This is a genomic window from Collimonas sp. NPDC087041 (assembly GCF_044745265.1).
In the GTDB taxonomy this organism is placed as follows: domain Bacteria; phylum Pseudomonadota; class Gammaproteobacteria; order Burkholderiales; family Burkholderiaceae_D; genus Collimonas.
The window spans coordinates 395,135-409,404 of sequence record NZ_JBIUZX010000003.1; the positions used below are offsets into that span (position 1 = coordinate 395,135).

At 56.5% G+C, this 14,270-nt stretch carries 22 protein-coding genes; 5 read left to right on the forward strand and 17 right to left on the reverse strand.

The genetic code is table 11. The features are described 5' to 3' along the window. Positions 1 to 2 precede the first annotated feature (2 nt). The 4 genes from ACIPF8_RS07715 to ACIPF8_RS07730 are packed head-to-tail and all read right to left on the reverse strand — an operon-like array spanning position 3 to position 2,411. Entirely contained in the window at positions 3 to 548 is a 546-nt protein-coding gene (locus ACIPF8_RS07715) for a phage tail protein I (protein WP_400419128.1), read from the reverse strand. After that, positions 545 to 1,435 carry a baseplate J/gp47 family protein gene (locus ACIPF8_RS07720; RefSeq protein WP_400419131.1) on the reverse strand — a complete coding sequence of 297 codons (891 nt, stop codon included), beginning with the start codon at positions 1,433 to 1,435 and terminating at the stop codon, positions 545 to 547. The genes ACIPF8_RS07715 and ACIPF8_RS07720 overlap by 4 nt, the downstream gene beginning before the upstream one ends. Next, a complete protein-coding gene (locus ACIPF8_RS07725) occupies positions 1,432 to 1,770 on the reverse strand; it encodes a GPW/gp25 family protein (protein WP_400419134.1) in 339 nt (112 codons plus the stop codon). The genes ACIPF8_RS07720 and ACIPF8_RS07725 overlap by 4 nt, the downstream gene beginning before the upstream one ends. Beyond that, positions 1,767 to 2,411: a phage baseplate assembly protein V gene (locus ACIPF8_RS07730; RefSeq protein WP_400419137.1), complete on the reverse strand. Its 645-nt coding sequence runs from the start codon at positions 2,409 to 2,411 to the stop codon at positions 1,767 to 1,769. The genes ACIPF8_RS07725 and ACIPF8_RS07730 overlap by 4 nt, the downstream gene beginning before the upstream one ends. A 410-nt stretch (positions 2,412 to 2,821) precedes the next feature. On the opposite strand from ACIPF8_RS07730, the gene ACIPF8_RS07735 reads away from it, so the two are divergent. Continuing rightward, positions 2,822 to 3,184 (forward strand): hypothetical protein, encoded by a 363-nt coding sequence (locus ACIPF8_RS07735; RefSeq protein ID WP_400419140.1) that lies wholly within the window; start codon positions 2,822 to 2,824, stop codon positions 3,182 to 3,184. Positions 3,185 to 3,336: 152 nt separating this feature from the next. Here ACIPF8_RS07735 and ACIPF8_RS07740 read toward each other — a convergent pair whose 3' ends face one another. From ACIPF8_RS07740 to lysC, 3 genes are read right to left on the reverse strand one after another with little or no spacing between them, the layout of a single operon-like run. Then, positions 3,337 to 3,807: a phage virion morphogenesis protein gene (locus ACIPF8_RS07740; protein ID WP_400419142.1), complete on the reverse strand. Its 471-nt coding sequence runs from the start codon at positions 3,805 to 3,807 to the stop codon at positions 3,337 to 3,339. Next, complete coding sequence (locus ACIPF8_RS07745) at positions 3,804 to 4,292, reverse strand: phage tail protein (RefSeq protein WP_400419145.1); 489 nt, start codon at positions 4,290 to 4,292, stop codon at positions 3,804 to 3,806. The genes ACIPF8_RS07740 and ACIPF8_RS07745 overlap by 4 nt, the downstream gene beginning before the upstream one ends. Then, positions 4,270 to 4,545 (reverse strand): Rz1-like lysis system protein LysC, encoded by a 276-nt coding sequence (gene lysC, locus ACIPF8_RS07750; RefSeq protein ID WP_400419147.1) that lies wholly within the window; start codon positions 4,543 to 4,545, stop codon positions 4,270 to 4,272. Before lysC ends, ACIPF8_RS07745 begins: the two co-directional genes overlap by 23 nt. Here lysC and ACIPF8_RS07755 point away from each other — a divergent pair. After that, positions 4,526 to 4,852, forward strand: a complete 327-nt coding sequence (locus ACIPF8_RS07755; protein ID WP_400419150.1) for a hypothetical protein — start codon at positions 4,526 to 4,528, stop codon at positions 4,850 to 4,852. The genes lysC and ACIPF8_RS07755 overlap by 20 nt on opposite strands. On the opposite strand, the gene ACIPF8_RS07760 is transcribed toward ACIPF8_RS07755, so the two are convergent. From ACIPF8_RS07760 to ACIPF8_RS07795, 8 genes are all read right to left on the reverse strand, one after another. Beyond that, complete coding sequence (locus ACIPF8_RS07760; RefSeq protein WP_400419152.1) at positions 4,801 to 5,256, reverse strand: D-Ala-D-Ala carboxypeptidase family metallohydrolase; 456 nt, start codon at positions 5,254 to 5,256, stop codon at positions 4,801 to 4,803. The two genes, ACIPF8_RS07755 and ACIPF8_RS07760, sit on opposite strands and share 52 nt — an antisense overlap. Next, entirely contained in the window at positions 5,253 to 5,522 is a 270-nt protein-coding gene (locus tag ACIPF8_RS07765; protein WP_400419154.1) for a phage holin family protein, read from the reverse strand. Before ACIPF8_RS07765 ends, ACIPF8_RS07760 begins: the two co-directional genes overlap by 4 nt. Then, a complete protein-coding gene (locus ACIPF8_RS07770) occupies positions 5,515 to 5,871 on the reverse strand; it encodes a putative holin (RefSeq protein ID WP_400419156.1) in 357 nt (118 codons plus the stop codon). The genes ACIPF8_RS07765 and ACIPF8_RS07770 overlap by 8 nt, the downstream gene beginning before the upstream one ends. Before the next feature lie 15 nt (positions 5,872 to 5,886). Then, complete coding sequence (locus tag ACIPF8_RS07775; RefSeq protein ID WP_400419159.1) at positions 5,887 to 6,096, reverse strand: tail protein X; 210 nt, start codon at positions 6,094 to 6,096, stop codon at positions 5,887 to 5,889. Next, positions 6,096 to 6,587: a head completion/stabilization protein gene (locus tag ACIPF8_RS07780; protein WP_400419162.1), complete on the reverse strand. Its 492-nt coding sequence runs from the start codon at positions 6,585 to 6,587 to the stop codon at positions 6,096 to 6,098. The genes ACIPF8_RS07775 and ACIPF8_RS07780 overlap by 1 nt, the downstream gene beginning before the upstream one ends. A gap of 97 nt (positions 6,588 to 6,684) precedes the next feature. Continuing rightward, entirely contained in the window at positions 6,685 to 7,401 is a 717-nt protein-coding gene (gene gpM, locus ACIPF8_RS07785) for a phage terminase small subunit (RefSeq protein WP_400419165.1), read from the reverse strand. Between the two features lies 1 nt (position 7,402). Continuing rightward, positions 7,403 to 8,407, reverse strand: a complete 1,005-nt coding sequence (locus ACIPF8_RS07790; RefSeq protein WP_400419167.1) for a phage major capsid protein, P2 family — start codon at positions 8,405 to 8,407, stop codon at positions 7,403 to 7,405. Positions 8,408 to 8,462: 55 nt separating this feature from the next. Beyond that, entirely contained in the window at positions 8,463 to 9,314 is an 852-nt protein-coding gene (locus ACIPF8_RS07795) for a GPO family capsid scaffolding protein (protein ID WP_400419170.1), read from the reverse strand. A gap of 138 nt (positions 9,315 to 9,452) precedes the next feature. On the opposite strand from ACIPF8_RS07795, the gene ACIPF8_RS07800 reads away from it, so the two are divergent. Genes ACIPF8_RS07800 through ACIPF8_RS07810 form a run of 3 tightly spaced genes read left to right on the forward strand, consistent with a single transcriptional unit; the run spans position 9,453 to position 12,513 of the window. Continuing rightward, on the forward strand, positions 9,453 to 11,240 hold the full coding sequence (locus tag ACIPF8_RS07800) for a terminase ATPase subunit family protein (RefSeq protein ID WP_400419173.1): 1,788 nt from the start codon (positions 9,453 to 9,455) through the stop codon (positions 11,238 to 11,240). Next, a complete protein-coding gene (locus ACIPF8_RS07805; protein WP_400419175.1) occupies positions 11,237 to 12,304 on the forward strand; it encodes a phage portal protein in 1,068 nt (355 codons plus the stop codon). The genes ACIPF8_RS07800 and ACIPF8_RS07805 overlap by 4 nt, the downstream gene beginning before the upstream one ends. Beyond that, complete coding sequence (locus tag ACIPF8_RS07810; RefSeq protein WP_400419178.1) at positions 12,301 to 12,513, forward strand: DUF2116 family Zn-ribbon domain-containing protein; 213 nt, start codon at positions 12,301 to 12,303, stop codon at positions 12,511 to 12,513. Before ACIPF8_RS07805 ends, ACIPF8_RS07810 begins: the two co-directional genes overlap by 4 nt. A gap of 582 nt (positions 12,514 to 13,095) precedes the next feature. Here ACIPF8_RS07810 and ACIPF8_RS07815 read toward each other — a convergent pair. Both ACIPF8_RS07815 and ACIPF8_RS07820 read right to left on the reverse strand, forming a co-directional pair. Next, positions 13,096 to 13,692, reverse strand: a complete 597-nt coding sequence (locus ACIPF8_RS07815; protein WP_400419181.1) for a hypothetical protein — start codon at positions 13,690 to 13,692, stop codon at positions 13,096 to 13,098. A gap of 257 nt (positions 13,693 to 13,949) precedes the next feature. Beyond that, positions 13,950 to 14,267: a hypothetical protein gene (locus ACIPF8_RS07820; protein WP_400419184.1), complete on the reverse strand. Its 318-nt coding sequence runs from the start codon at positions 14,265 to 14,267 to the stop codon at positions 13,950 to 13,952. Between the last annotated feature and the right edge of the window lie 3 nt (positions 14,268 to 14,270).

Genomic DNA, 14,270 nt, shown 5'->3' on the forward strand with positions numbered 1-14,270 from the left:
AATTAAACTTCTGTCAGGTTCAAACGGGCATAGAGCACCGGGCGGGAGCAAGCTGCCACGGCAACGGCGGCGCCGGTGGCGATGCCCTGGGTAAACGTAAAGTGGCTGCGGACCGATTTGGTGCGGTTCACCTCGGCAATCACATCGTCGACAAAGGCTGCCGTGGCACCTTGTCCACCGGACAAGGTCATCACCAGCTCGAAGGTGTAGGGTTCACCCATGGGTGTCATTTGCCACCATTCACGCAGCAGAATCGCCCCGCCAAAGGCGGCCACCACATCCTTGACCGCCTTGGCGGTTCCCTTCTGGCGGTGGATCTTCATGGCATTGCGCACCCGTGCGCGCCGTACCTCTTCGCTCCAGTAGGATTTCCAGCTATCGACTGACCGATGCCAGGCTAACCACGGCAACAGGGAAAGCGCGATGGTGTCCGGGTTGTGCAAGGTGCGTAGCGGTACGGGAATAGCCGATATCGGCGCTGTGGCTGTCTCTAGAGCGCGCTCGAACGGCGTCGCATTGGGCGGCAGCAGGGATTTCACTGTCGTCATGCCTCGCCCCAGATACCGGCATAGGCCACTTGTACGTCGTCGCAGTAATAGGCGACCAGCTTCGAGATGTCAGGGTCAACCGTTGGAGTGAGTAGAGTCACGCGTTCAACGCCAGCGACGTGCAATGCAGCGTCAATGCCGGAATGGGTTGGTACGCGTCCCAGTTGGTGCGCCTCGTTGACATAGCGCTGCAGGCGTTTGACAGCCTCAATCTGCACCACGCTCGGGTCCGGCCCCGTAAAACTGTAGAGTTTGGCATTGACCTGGTAATGATTGATGCGGGCGGCACGCACTTGCACATAGTCGGTCAAGGGCCGCACGCCATCATCCAGAAGGCGAGCCGCGACAATATCGAGCAACGCCTGCGACGGCGTGCCATCCCCCTCATGCGACAGGATGGTGACAACCACGTGACCGGGCGATGGGCTGGTGGCTGTCGCATTGCGGACACGACCATCGGCAGAGAGCGCATGGAAGACATACGCACCTTCGGGACCGGCAACGGACATGCCTTGCGGCGCCAACTGGATACGGCGGCGATAGTCGTCATCGGCTTCCATCACGGCGGCGGTCCCCTTGTCGGGATTGGCCGGCCAGATTTGCAGGCGGGGCACATCCATGTTGGCGCCGATGTGATCCAGATCGGTGTCCAGGGCATAGGCCAGCATCAAAGCGCGGGCGGCTTCGTTGATGCGCTGACGCAGTTTGAGTTCACGGTAGCTATTGACCTGCAGCACTTTCATGGCGGGGTCGGATTCGGTGAGTTCATCCAGATCGACGCCGACGGCCTCCAATTCGGCCAGGTGGGCGGCCAGGATGGTCTCGTAATCGAGCGGTTCGATGACATTGGGCGCAGGCAGTTGCGACAGGTCGATGGCGGCGCTCATGCGCTTGCTCCCGATTTCACGGGCACGGCAATTTGCACGCCTTGCTCATTCGTGATGCCGTCCAGGATCAGCGTGGCCGATCCGTCTGCCTCACGTTGCAACTGCACGCCAGTCAAGGCAATGCGGCGTTCCCAGCGCAGTACCGCATAGGCGGTGGCGGCATAGATCCGCAGCACGGTGGCGCCGTTCAAGGGCTGGTCGATCAGTTCGGGTACTTCGGAGCCGTAGGAGCGGCGCATCAGGCGCGAACCGATAGGCGTGGTGAGTATGTCAGCCAAGGACTGACGGATATGATCTAAGCGGGTCATGGCGCGACCGGTGCGGGCGTTCATCATGTCGGGCCACCTGATTCGTCGTCGCCTTTCTTCACGCCGTTGTGCTTGTGCCCAAACAGGCTGACGCTATTGGCGATGACATCCTTCGTAGCCTGCATCACCCCTTCGATCATCGCCGTGACGCCGCCTTTACCGGCTTTGACGTTCATGCCGGCGTTCAACGCTGCGAAACCGTTGACGATCAGATTCTTTTGCACCGTCAAATTGCCGGTGCATTCGGTGTCCTCGGCGTTGGAGGTGACTTTGCCGGGGGCGACGGTGATGCTGGTGCCGTCCGGTAGCGTGGCGGAGAGCGTATGCGCCGCGCTATCGTACTGGATCACGGTGCCGTCGATGTAGCGCGTGGTGTGATGCGCTGGATTGGTCGATGGTGGGCGGGATTTATCGGAATAGAGCGCCGGCAGGATCACGGCATTGGTCAATTCGCCTTCGGGCGAGAAGACGATGACCTGTTCACCCACGGAAGGCGGAAACCAGGACTGTGCATCGCCTGCGCGTAAGGTGATCCAGGGGCGCCATGTGGTGAGATTGCCGCCGACGCGGACGCGCACGCGCTGCGCGTCGTGATCGATATCGGCTATGGTGCCGAACCGGATCAGATTCAGAAGTAGGCGCAGCAGTTCGGAGAGGTCGGCAGTCATGCATCGCATGTTGCCGGGTTGGCGCTGGAAGCGCATCAAGCAGAGGGTTGATATGCAGCTTATCAACCCCGCCAACATGTGGTCTGTCACGTGCGCGTGAGACAGTACGGATCAAGACGCGGCGACCGTCGATGCGCCTAAGCACGACATTCCACCATACAAGCGGCTATCCCGTAATAGCACAGCCTAGCGCCGTATCACCTGAGTATAAGTACAAAAACCCTAGCGTCGCCGGAGCAACATCACTACACCAGCAAGGCGTGGTTGAAAAAAGAGACGCGCTCGGAGACAGAATTCATGTTTTTGCAAACAATCGTTAAATACGGCAATTGCCAATAGACAAGTTACACGCGGATGTCTAGCATGGTTTTCATCCTCTACTACAATGCTGCCTTAGGACCTTAGGCCCCATGAGAACATACGCCAACGACCCATTTCTGAAGGACAGTCTCAATAAAATTTTGGGGCTAGCGACACTGACACTGTATGGCGTTAATGTACAACTGGCTGTTGACGGTGTCATCGATAACGTTTTTCATCACTTATCCAAACACAGGCCGCACGATCCTGATGCGTTTCTACATGCATTCAGAAATGGTTTGACGACGCTGGCCGATCGTGCGGACGACAGCATGACGTCCTACAGAAAGACGCTGCATGACGCGGCGTTGCTTGTACGGATGACTGGCATTCCTCCCACTATGAAACCTGTCGATTCAACAAAAATCGCCAGCATGTTCCAGAAGTTTCAATTGAAGACAGACCGTCCTTAGTCCAAATTCCGATATTGCACTTTGAATGATGCCGCTTCAATTTTCTTGGGGATATAGGTGCTGGATTAGGTTCTGCTGCTATCAGACAATTTAAGTTTCAGTCTATGCGAAACTAACGACCATCAAGGTCAACCTGTCGAAAGAAATAGTCATCATGATGTAAGCGTCAAATGACGCAACAGCGAGTCCCGAATCAACGCTTGATCTATCGCACTAAAACCAAGTAAAGGCCGGGCCGGATAGCGATATTGCGGCCCTTTCTTTGCGACCTTGTCGGTCAGCCCCTCCTGGTGCACGCGAGCGATCCGCGCCACACGACCGAAGAAACCGACTGACAGTTGATTTTCGTCTTGGGTGGTTTTAAGGTATTTAGTGGTGCGCACCTTGTTGAACATCGCCGCCTTCTGCCGTTTGATTCTCCCATTCTTGCCGCGCAGTTCCTTGCGCCACTTCCTGGCCGCATAGGTTGCACCGTCCGGTGCCTGCTGGCTGGCAATGCGCTGTGCCTGGGATCGCCGCAGATCCTGAGCGATCTGACGCGTGACTGCGCGACGTTGCGCCGGTTGAAGCTGGGCCAGCAACGCGCCTGCCCAGGCTTCCACGGTGTGTAAATCGTCGCTCATGCAGGATCTGCCGGCGTATGCCATTCAGCCAGCAACGTACCCCCGGTATTTTTTTGCCAAAAAGCATCGGCAAATGCTGGCGTTAGCTGCGGCTCTGCAGGATGATGCACTTCCACCCCACCGGTACCAGCCCGCTTGACGACCACGCGTTCGGTAACGGCCAGCTTGATCGACAGATCAATGGTCTCATGATTATTGAAATCGACCTCAAAGCCAATACCCGTCTTGCGTAATTCAGGATGATTCAATAAATCAATCTGATGTACGGCGACCCATGCCAGCAACGCCACCATGACAGCATCGGCGTCGCCGCTGTAGTCGGTAATGATGACATTCAACTTGTACCGGTATTCAAACGACAGGGAGTTGGTGCCTGTAGCGACCGTATTGCCCTCATCGGCAAACACCAGCAGCTTGTCGGGATTCTGCGCCAGATCGGCAACCGCAGATTTTAAATGCGCCCTAAGGCTTTTCGGCTTGTACATCGATTTTCTCCTGACAATCCACCACCGTGTCGACCTTGGCCGCGCACATCGTCAAAGCCGCCTTGGCGCGCTCCAGCGCAAGCAGCATGCTACCGTTCGTCGTCAGCGTTGCCGCCTGCCGACTGCAGCGTGTGACCGCCGGGCAGGCGTTGACTAGCAGCGTCGGCGCCCGTTGTGGCGGAGCTGTCCCGCAGCTGGATAAGAGCGTCAGGCAAAGGAGTATCAAACCAGGCTTGCATATCTGGATGGTCATGGCGGAGGCTTTCAATTTGGCTTTCTCGTTCGGTCAGGCTGTCGGCGATGCTGTCGAGTTTGACCTGCAGCCGAGCAGCAGCCTGCCGGTTCCTGGTCGCCGTCCTGGTCAATGTCTCGATGGTGGCATCGCGTTCGTCCACTTGCTGCTCTGCCCGTTCGGCACGATCCCTGGTGGCAATCAGTGCATTGCGCTGAATGGTGATGAGGAACACCAGAAACGCCATGATCAGCGCCACGACGGCGCCTCTGACGATTACGCCCATAGACCGACCCGCGTGCCGCGGCTGTCAATGGTGAGCACCTGACGGCGCGGCTTGATGCCTTCAGCGGCAATACCGAGATGCACCCAGATCGCACCACCGGCACGCTCATAGATCAACTGGTCGAATGGCAGGTTCGATGTACTCAGCGCCTGGCAGATCGCCAGCGGCGTGCCGAATGCCGGCGCCGTAAAGTCACAAGCTAGGCCGACCAGGTGCGCACTGTTGGCAGCGCCGCCGACTGCCCGGTTGAGTTCGGGGCAGCGGTAGCCACTGGAAATGACCATCGCTGCGCCGCCCAGCGCAAGGCGGACCAGCTCGGCGAACTGCGCCAGGCGTCGCAAGTTAGCCACAATGGCAGGTAGCGGCGTGTTGGCGATACCTCGGCTGCGTGCGGTGTCGCTACGCGTGAATTCTTCCAATGTGAAATGCGCGGTAAGCGGCGTCATTGCATCCCCCGGATGATGTTGGCAACATTGCCCTGGGCGCGATAGACCAGCAGGCACAAGGTCAAGGCAATGCAAACCTGCCCGAAGGATGGGTGAGCGTAACCGAGCATTATCTCCAGGGCGCACGTTCCTGTTGCCACAATCAGGAACCAGGCCACTACCGAAATATGGATTCGATAGTTCGCAAGGCCGCGCCGGTAGCACAGCAGCCGGATGCAGGTACTGGCATAGGACAGCAACGCTAACATGGTCAACAATTTAGTCATTGCGGCCTCCCTTGCGAATCCAGGCCGGCAGCTCGATGGTCTGGATGAGCTCGATGCCGTGCAGGGTAAGTGCAATGGCTGCAGCCGACGCCACAAAGGCGGCCACGCCCGATTGTTTTAATGGGCTGTTATTGATGACCTCCGGTGCAGCCAAATATCCCACCGCCAGCGAGATCGCCATATACGCCAGGCGCTGCAGGACGCGTAAATTTTTACTGGATATCGCCACCAGCGTGGCGCCGGCGAAGGCGCCGATCAACGCATTGCCGTCGATGCCGGGAAACAGCGTCGTCAGCCCGACGCCGGCGGCAGCGGTAACAACAAGGGTGGTGGTGCTAGGTTCTGCCATATGCGGATTCTCTCGTTAATCCCAGAGGTTGACGACCTGGGCGGTTTTAGTAGGGGTTGCAGTGGGTTCCGGTAACGTGACCAGCAAGCCGTGCTGCAGGATTGGCCCGTGATCGGCCAGGCCGGGATTGAGTTCCAGCGCCGCCTCAACGACATTGGCGGTAGCGCCCAGGTGACGCCAGCACAGCAAATCAAGCGTGTCGTGCTGTTGGGCGCGTACCTGCATCAGATCAGCTCAACGGTCAAATGCGCCCGACCGATGATGTCGGCAATGGCCCAGTGCGCGTTACGCCGCTGCTCACCCGGCGCGTGATCCAGCGCTTCCATCATCTTTTTATCGGACAGCGATGAGGCCGTACTGTCGAAATCACGGTAGCGCTCGATCAGATCCGCCTTCGCGGTGCAATACACCGCACGGCGATAGTGCGCAATCAGCACGCTCTCACGGTCAATACGATCCGCCGGCACAGCCGCCAGCGACGCGTAACCAGCGGCGACCTGCTGCAGCTTCCATTCGCGCAGCTCGTCATTGACGTGCAAGATAGCGGCAATGACCGCTTGCCGCAGCCGCACATCGGTGACGGTGCCGTCCAGACGCATCGCATCCCGCATCTGAAATAAGTGGATATCGACATAAAAGCCGTCGTTTTCTACCAAGGGAGAAGCAGACGGTTGTGGTGCAGAGGGCGTCGACGGTTCGACAGCAAGAAAACTCATAGTGGTATTTCCAAAAAAACGGCGGTGGGCGGGCGTCATACCTTCATGACAAGCATCGGTAATCGACCCGCGCCGCCGTGCGCCAGGGGGTGCTCGTTTAGCCGTGTTCCGCTTTCTTCAAGCGGCGTTCAAGGATCTCAATGTCTTTCTTGACGCCCACGCCTTGAAACAGCTCCAGGGCGCGCTGCAGGTGACGATAGGCAGACTGGGCGTAGTTCAGCGACTGGCCGACCAGGTCAGGTTTATCGTCGTCGCCATCGGCAAGCTGCAATTGGGCGTGAGCCAGTGCCTTGTGCAGCTTGGCACGGGCCTGGTCCGGCACGTCGCTGCCCTCGGTCAGTTGGCCGATCTGTTCCAGGATAGATTCCGCCTGCGCCGGGTCCTCGGCCAATTTGCCGTGCAGGAACGCCTCAGAAAACTCGTCCAGCAGCATCGTCGGAATGTCACGGTTGTATTGATCCGGCAAGGTCATCTTGTGCGCCATCGCATAGCCAGCCATCTGCGCGGCGCGCTTGTAGTCACCGGCGTCAATCGACCAGACCAGGATCGTGGTAAACACATCGTCCTGGCCGCCCTTCCCGGCCGTCAGCACTGCGTCGATCCACGCGTGATAGTTCGGCAATAATTGCGCCTTCAAGGCGATCTTGCTTTTGATCGAATGGATGTTTTTGAGGCGGCGCCGATCCTCGGCCAGCTGATACAGCTGCAGCTCATACTGCGAACCGGTGGTCGGGCCGCCAGGCTCGGCGCTGGCGGTGGCAAGCTCCGCCAGTACGCGGGCCTTGTGACGCTGGGCGGGAGACAATTCACGCATCTCAGGCCACCAGCTCAATGTTTTCGATAAAAGCGCCCAGACCGAAGTCTTCCACCACATAGGCGTCATTGGACGACTCATAGTTTTCGATACGGTCGCGCTTGGCCTCATCCACAACGCGACGGCGACGGCCACCCTCCTGCCAGTAAATCGACAGATTGTCGAAGCGGGTGATCAGAATCGCGTGATCCGGGAAATACGGGACAGTGGCCGCCTGCAGGGCGCCGATGCGCTTTTGGCTGATGACGATGTCAGCTGCCAGCGTTTCGGTCGGCGCCTGCTTGGTGTTCACTAGCGGGAAATACTTGTCGTGCAACAGCCCACGACCGACGATGGCAACTAAACCGCTATCTTGCTGATACCAGGGATCGAGCAAGGTGAGCGCGTCGTACACCACGGCGTCGAGGTTGGCGTAATCGCCGCCGGCGCCGACAACAACCTTGCCGGCGTTCTTGCCTTCATGCATCACACGCTGGGGCGCCTGCTCACGGTAGTGCTGCAGCCAGCCCTTGTTCACGTCCTGCAGCATCGGATTCTTGAGAATGTCCGTATCAGCGGCAACGCTGGTGCCGTGGAAGCCGATTACCATGCGGTCCAATGCCTGGCGTTGCAAAATGACATTCGCTACGCGTTGCTGGAAGTCCGGGAATTTGGCCCAGGCGTCCAGTGTCTGATACTTGATGTGCGTATCGAAGTTGGTTTTTTCGCAGCGATAGCGTTGATTATCCAGATTTGTCAGGTCACGGGTTTTACGATCAGCCTTGTCGGTATTGGTGCGGCTGGCAACCGGACCGGAAATGCCCAGGCCCAGCTTTTCGCCTTCGAGTTCGGTCACGCCCATGATGTTGATCTTGCTCAGGAATTCGCTCGATTCCTGCATGCGGGTTTCCAGCTTCTGCTGGATAGTCGGTTCAACGCTGAACGTCTCGGCCACGCTGCCGGCGTCATTCAATTGCGCCACGCGCTGCGCGTACTCGTTATAGACGCGTCGGGTCTCTTTTCTCATGCGGTCATGCTCCTGTAGGGAATGGTGTCAATAAGGGATAGGCGTGTGCAAGCGCTTAGAAATCAGTTTGCAGCGCGCCATTGCCGCCCGATGCTGCCGGTCGCTGGATTGGGTTCGCATCGGTGGTGTCGACCTGCTGGCGGAATGCTGCAAAATCCTCCGCGTTCTTCTTCAAGGCTGCTTCCAGTGCGTCGACGCGGGTTTTCTCTGCTGCAAATTGATCGGCGCTGACATTCGCGTGGGTTGCCAAGGTTTCGACGGCGTCGACCAGCTCATCGAAGCGCGCATCGTCGCCCGCAGCTTTTGTGGAAAAACGTTTCAACAGATTTTTGAGGGTGTCGGACAATTTGATTCCTTCGGGTTCGGTAAATGGGTCTTCGAATTCCAGCGCAGTTTCGACCGCTGCCGTGAACAGGTTGTCGGGATCCTGTTTGCGGCTGGCATACGGGTTACTCTCTGGATGTTGGGCGGCAAACGACAGCACTTCAGTGCCAAGGCTGGCGGGACTATCGGTCACGGCCAAACCAACCAGGTAGGCTTGATTGGTGTCGGCAAATTTCGGATTGATTTCGATGCTGGTATAGATTTTTTGGCGCGCCTTGTTCATCGCCACCAGCTCCGGCGTCGGCGAAATTTGCGCAAACAAGGCAAGTTTCTTGGCGCCGCCGATCGTCACCTCCTCCGCTTTGACCGCCGTGACATCGCCATACGCTTTAAAGGCGCCATCGGCCCAGGTGCTGCGCAGGTGTTCGACCCAGATCCGGGCGCCATAGACCTGCGGGTCGAAATTGGCGGCCATCTGTTCGATGAAGGCGCGGTCGATCACACGGCCATCGGTGGTAGCGCCTTCGACGGCGACGCGGAAAAATTTGGATTTAGTGGGTGCTGTCGGTTGTGCTGTTGGCATGGCGATGAATAGGATGGCTGGATTGAGGATTCCATAGTCGCCCCTGACGCGGGATGCGACAACAAACGGAGGGTTGATAACCCGGATATCAACCCTCTGCTTTCCCCGCTACACGCGCGCGACGCATACGCTTGCGGCATGTCTGAACTGATCGAAGAAAATCCTGCCGCCGTCGACACTGAAATCGATCCACGCCGCATTGCCAAACACCTGTATTGGCAAGGCTGGCGCGTCACGTCCATCGCCAAACACCTGCAGCAAAAGCGCACGACCATCGAAAGCTGGAAGAGTCGCGACGAATGGGACAAAGCGACGCCGCTAGAAAAGATCGAAGCCACGCTGGAATCACGCCTGGTGCAACTGATCACCAAGGATGCCAAGACCGGCGGCGATTTCAAGGAAATCGACCTGTTAATGCGGCAGGTGGTGCAGACCGCCCGCGTGCGCCGCTATGAGGCGCCAGGCGGCAATGAAGTTGATCTCAATCCCAAACTGGCAAACCGGAACGCCGAACCGAAGAAGAAGCCGACCAGGAACGATTTCAGCGAAGAACAAAAGGACAAGCTGCTCGAAGCGTTCAGGGACTCCCTGTTCGACTATCAGAAGGTATGGCATCGCAACGGCGACCAGAGAACCCGAGTCATCTTGAAGTCGCGCCAGATCGGGGCTACCTGGTACTTTGCACGGGAAGCGTTGGCCGATGCCATGGAAACCGGTCGCAATCAGATTTTTCTGTCGGCGTCTAAAGCCCAAGCCCACGTCTTTAAGCAGTACATCATCCAGTTTGCCAAGGAGGCCGCCGGCATCGAGCTGGCCGGCGACCCGATTGTGCTGCCGAACGGCGCCCACCTGTATTTCCTCGGGACCAATGCGAGAACAGCCCAGGGCTATCACGGCAATTTCTACTTTGACGAATTCTTCTGGACTCACAATTTCCAGGAACTCAACAAGGTCGCGTCCGGCATGGCGCTGCACAAGCAGTGGCGCAAGACCTACTTTTCGACACCGTCCTCGATCACACACCAGGCGTATCCGTTCTGGACCGGCGAACTGTTCAACAAGCGCCGGGCGAAGGCTGACCAGGTCGATATCGACATCAGTCATTTGAAGCTGTCCAGCGGCTTTACGGGTGAAGACAAGATGTGGCGCCAGATCGTCACCATCCTCGACGCCGAGCGCGGCGGCTGCAATCTGTTCGACATCGATGAGCTGCGCAATTTCGAGTACAGCCCCGATCAGTTCGAAAATCTCTTGATGTGCAACTTCATCGACGACACGCAATCCGTGTTTCCGTTGATGGCCCTGCAGCGGTGCATGATCGATTCGTGGGTCAGCTGGGACGACTACAAACCGTTCGCCAGCCGCCCCTTTGGCGACCGGCCGGTCTGGATCGGCTACGACCCCTCGTTGACCGGCGATAGTGCTGGTTGCGTGGTAATCGCACCACCGGTGGTCGCCGGTGGCAAGTTCCGCATCCTGGAGCGCTTCCAATGGCGCGGCATCGACTTCGAGGCGCAGGCCAAGGCGATCAAGGAGATGACGACGCGCTACAACGTCGCCTATATCGGCATCGACACGACCGGCATGGGGATCGGCGTGTATCCCTTGGTCAAACAGTTCTTCCCGCTGGTAACCGCGATCAACTATTCGGCGGAAGTCAAAACCCGGATGGTGCTCAAAGCGCAAAACATAGTCAGCAAAGCGCGGCTGGAATTCGATGCCGGCTGGACCGACATCGCGCAATCCTTCATGACCATCCGTAAAACCATCACCACCAGCGGGCGACAAGTCACCTATGACGCCGGTCGTACTGATGAAACCGGTCACGCCGATCTGGCCTGGGCCTGCATGCACGCGCTCGATCATGAGCCGTTCGAAGGCGCCAACGAAAATACCCAATCCTTTATGGAGATTTACTCATCATGACCAGAAAGCAGCAACGGCGCGCCGCGCAACGCACCGCAACACATGCAGCAACGCCGGCAGCAACAGCACCGAACGCCGGCGGCGGCATAGAGGCATTCACCTTTGGCGACCCGACGCCGGTACTCGATCACAGCGAGGTGCTCGATTGCTTCGAGTGCTGGTTCAATGGCAAATGGTATGAACCGCCTGTCAGCCTGGCCGGTCTTGCGAAATCGTTTCACGCCAGCGTCCATCACAGCAGCGCCATTTATTTCAAAACCAACATTCTGGCCTCGACCTTTATCCCGAATAAATATCTGTCGCGGGATGCCTTTAAACGCTTCGTGCTCGATTTCCTGACCTTCGGCAACGGCTATCTGGAAAAGCGTGCCAGCCGTAGCGGTCAGCCCCTGCAAATCAAGCATGCGCTGGCGAAGTACATGCGGCGCGGTAAGGATCTCGATACGTACTACTTTGTAGCGGGTTGGCAGCAGGAATATGCGTTCGACAAAGGGTCGGTATTTCACTTGATGGACCCGGATCTGAATCAGGAGGTCTACGGCGTACCGCAATACCTCTCCGCCCTGCAGTCGGCCTGGCTCAACGAGGCCGCCACCCTCTTCCGGCGCAAGTATTACAAGAACGGATCGCACGCCGGCTTCGTGCTCTACATGACCGATGCCGCAGCCAACATCAAGGATGTCGACAACCTACGCCAGGCAATGCGCGAGAGCAAGGGGCCGGGCAATTTCCGCAACATTTTTATGTACGCGCCGAACGGCCACAAAGACGGCATCCAGATCCTGCCGGTGGCCGATGTGGCCGCCAAGGACGAATTTTTTAATATCAAGGGCGTCACCCGCGACGATGTGCTGGCCGGCCATCGCGTGCCACCCCAACTGATGGGAATCATGCCGAACAACACCGGCGGCTTCGGCGCGATTGAACCGGCGGCGCGGGTATTTGCCCGCAACGAGCTGGTGCCGCTGCAGTCGCAGTTCATGACACTCAATGACTGGTTGGGTATGGAGGTTGTGAAATTTAACGAATACGAACTACTGACAGGAGAGGGACAAAAGCAATGAGCGATATCGCGGACCGCGCCGCATGGCGCATCGAAAAAGACCTACAGAATGCGAGAGCGGATGTCATGAAGCAGCCAACACTCAACAGTGACGGCCACTGTCATTTCTGCGACGAACAGATCGCGCATGAGAGGCTGTTTTGTGATGTGGATTGCAGGGACGATTACGACAAGGAACAAGCGGCGTTAAGACGTACTGGCATGGTCTGAGCGAAAATCCGAACGCGAGTTCAAAGTCTAACCAGAACGCCCACACGTTTGCGCTGACGCCATTGTTTCGGCTTTGTAACGCTGTCGATATAACATTGACGACACCAACGGCCCATAGAAATATAACGTGGTGGAGCATCCCATTCGTGTCCGAAAGCACAGCGCCACCGTAACGGATCGAAGCAATTTACGTACGTATCGGATGGCACTACCGTCCATGACTAGCAGCCATTTCACGCATCCGATCAAGAGTGTGCCGCATCCTGTCGTAGCGACAACGTCCACACCACTTCCCCAGCTTGACTTGAGCTGGCACTGCATGCCAGCGATGCCCCTCCGCACATTCCCACTCTAGATGAGAATTGCGCTCACGTAATTGATTGACAAACATCGCCCACCTCGCTCGGCAGCAATGGATTGCATCTCCTCAATCGTCAGTCGATGACGACCTCCCCGCTTTTTAGGAAGTATCGTTGTATTCGTCGTCATCATAAGCTTGATGGCCAAACGCCAATTTTCCTAATGCCAATTATGTCGAACGCTGCAACGTATTCTATCTGCCAAGAATATAACTTTTGCTAGTTAAAAATTGTCCGTTGCGTTGCAAAACTTAACGTCGCTTATTACAGTAACATCTGCCACGGCTACCGCGCCATTAGACGAAATCATGCTAATTTTTGATAGGCACTGCGATCCTTGCTCCAGAAAAATCGCCTCGTAATTTTCCCCATTCTTTGGAACAAACGACAAAGATTTTTGGCAAGAATATCTGTTCGGTCCTGATATATACCCTTGGCTCATAAAGTTAAGCGTGATAGGCATGTTCGCCGAAATGCGAAGTTCTGAACGTGCGATACTTGAGTCGCCCGAGATAAGAACTTTAGTTTCTGACTGAGTCTTCGGAATTTGCAAATCACGGTTGTTTAAATTTGCAAAGCCTTTTTGTGCCGCGACCATGACCCCAGCGCCTGCAGACCGCCAGTTAATACAAGATTGACCTGGCACTGCACGCACCATTCCATTCGTAATAACTCGAATCTGCGCAACATCACCTGCCCCGCTCGGTTCTGCATAGGGTGTTGAAAATGACCGCACTGTGGCAATGTTTCCACATCCAGTGACCAGGCCAATAGAAGCCAAGGCCCCAAATTGAATAATGCGTGCGCAATAGATTTTCATTGATTGCCTTTAAATTGCATCAGTTCGCTTTTTCGTCAGTGGAGCTTGGGTATTGTCGAACCGGCTTTAACACTGGCCTTTTATTCGGAGAATCGCCCCAATATTTTTCGCATCCTGGCTGGCCTTTTCCATAACAATCTGATGCGGATGGGCCATTGTATAATCCAGCGCAGCCGGCTAGAGCCATCGCAGATAAAATTATTGTCATTTTTGTGCGCACGAATTACTGTCCCCAATTTTTCATGTTAATTGAATCGTTATCTGTCTGCCTGGCAGGCTGGAATACTCTCTTTGTCGTTAGCCCATGAACAAATACCTTTAGAGCCATCACGGAATTTGAAGCCATTTGCGAACATACAGTTTTGTCTCTTCGCAATATCATTCACTGTGTCACCAGCTACCCGTCCAACCACACTGGAATAACCGCATTGACGCATTGCCACTTTCACCCCCTCCTCATCCACCCCAGCTTTAAAATATGTTTGAAACATTGGGGGATTTGGTTGAAATGGTTTATAGGCACAAGCACTTAAAGGGAGTGCCAGTAATAAAAAGCAGATCCTTTTCCTCAACATAAA

Bases quoted from the DNA above. Each gene is read 5' to 3' on its own strand.
- ACIPF8_RS07780 (WP_400419162.1), bottom strand. From the start codon at position 6,587: ATGAGTTTTCTTGCTGTCGAACCGTCGACGCCCTCTGCACCACAACCG.
- ACIPF8_RS07725 (WP_400419134.1), bottom strand. From the start codon at position 1,770: ATGATGAACGCCCGCACCGGTCGCGCCATGACCCGCTTAGATCATATC.
- ACIPF8_RS07810 (WP_400419178.1), top strand. From the start codon at position 12,301: ATGAGCGATATCGCGGACCGCGCCGCATGGCGCATCGAAAAAGACCTA.
- ACIPF8_RS07820 (WP_400419184.1), bottom strand. From the start codon at position 14,267: ATGTTGAGGAAAAGGATCTGCTTTTTATTACTGGCACTCCCTTTAAGT.
- ACIPF8_RS07735 (WP_400419140.1), top strand. From the start codon at position 2,822: ATGAGAACATACGCCAACGACCCATTTCTGAAGGACAGTCTCAATAAA.
- ACIPF8_RS07765 (WP_400419154.1), bottom strand. From the start codon at position 5,522: ATGACTAAATTGTTGACCATGTTAGCGTTGCTGTCCTATGCCAGTACC.
- ACIPF8_RS07815 (WP_400419181.1), bottom strand. From the start codon at position 13,692: ATGAAAATCTATTGCGCACGCATTATTCAATTTGGGGCCTTGGCTTCT.
- ACIPF8_RS07730 (WP_400419137.1), bottom strand. From the start codon at position 2,411: ATGACTGCCGACCTCTCCGAACTGCTGCGCCTACTTCTGAATCTGATC.
- ACIPF8_RS07740 (WP_400419142.1), bottom strand. From the start codon at position 3,807: ATGAGCGACGATTTACACACCGTGGAAGCCTGGGCAGGCGCGTTGCTG.
- gpM (WP_400419165.1), bottom strand. From the start codon at position 7,401: ATGCGTGAATTGTCTCCCGCCCAGCGTCACAAGGCCCGCGTACTGGCG.
- ACIPF8_RS07805 (WP_400419175.1), top strand. From the start codon at position 11,237: ATGACCAGAAAGCAGCAACGGCGCGCCGCGCAACGCACCGCAACACAT.
- ACIPF8_RS07800 (WP_400419173.1), top strand. From the start codon at position 9,453: ATGTCTGAACTGATCGAAGAAAATCCTGCCGCCGTCGACACTGAAATC.
- ACIPF8_RS07745 (WP_400419145.1), bottom strand. From the start codon at position 4,292: ATGTACAAGCCGAAAAGCCTTAGGGCGCATTTAAAATCTGCGGTTGCC.
- ACIPF8_RS07790 (WP_400419167.1), bottom strand. From the start codon at position 8,407: ATGAGAAAAGAGACCCGACGCGTCTATAACGAGTACGCGCAGCGCGTG.
- ACIPF8_RS07795 (WP_400419170.1), bottom strand. From the start codon at position 9,314: ATGCCAACAGCACAACCGACAGCACCCACTAAATCCAAATTTTTCCGC.
- lysC (WP_400419147.1), bottom strand. From the start codon at position 4,545: ATGACCATCCAGATATGCAAGCCTGGTTTGATACTCCTTTGCCTGACG.
- ACIPF8_RS07770 (WP_400419156.1), bottom strand. From the start codon at position 5,871: ATGGCAGAACCTAGCACCACCACCCTTGTTGTTACCGCTGCCGCCGGC.
- ACIPF8_RS07775 (WP_400419159.1), bottom strand. From the start codon at position 6,096: ATGCAGGTACGCGCCCAACAGCACGACACGCTTGATTTGCTGTGCTGG.
- ACIPF8_RS07720 (WP_400419131.1), bottom strand. From the start codon at position 1,435: ATGAGCGCCGCCATCGACCTGTCGCAACTGCCTGCGCCCAATGTCATC.
- ACIPF8_RS07715 (WP_400419128.1), bottom strand. From the start codon at position 548: ATGACGACAGTGAAATCCCTGCTGCCGCCCAATGCGACGCCGTTCGAG.
- ACIPF8_RS07760 (WP_400419152.1), bottom strand. From the start codon at position 5,256: ATGACGCCGCTTACCGCGCATTTCACATTGGAAGAATTCACGCGTAGC.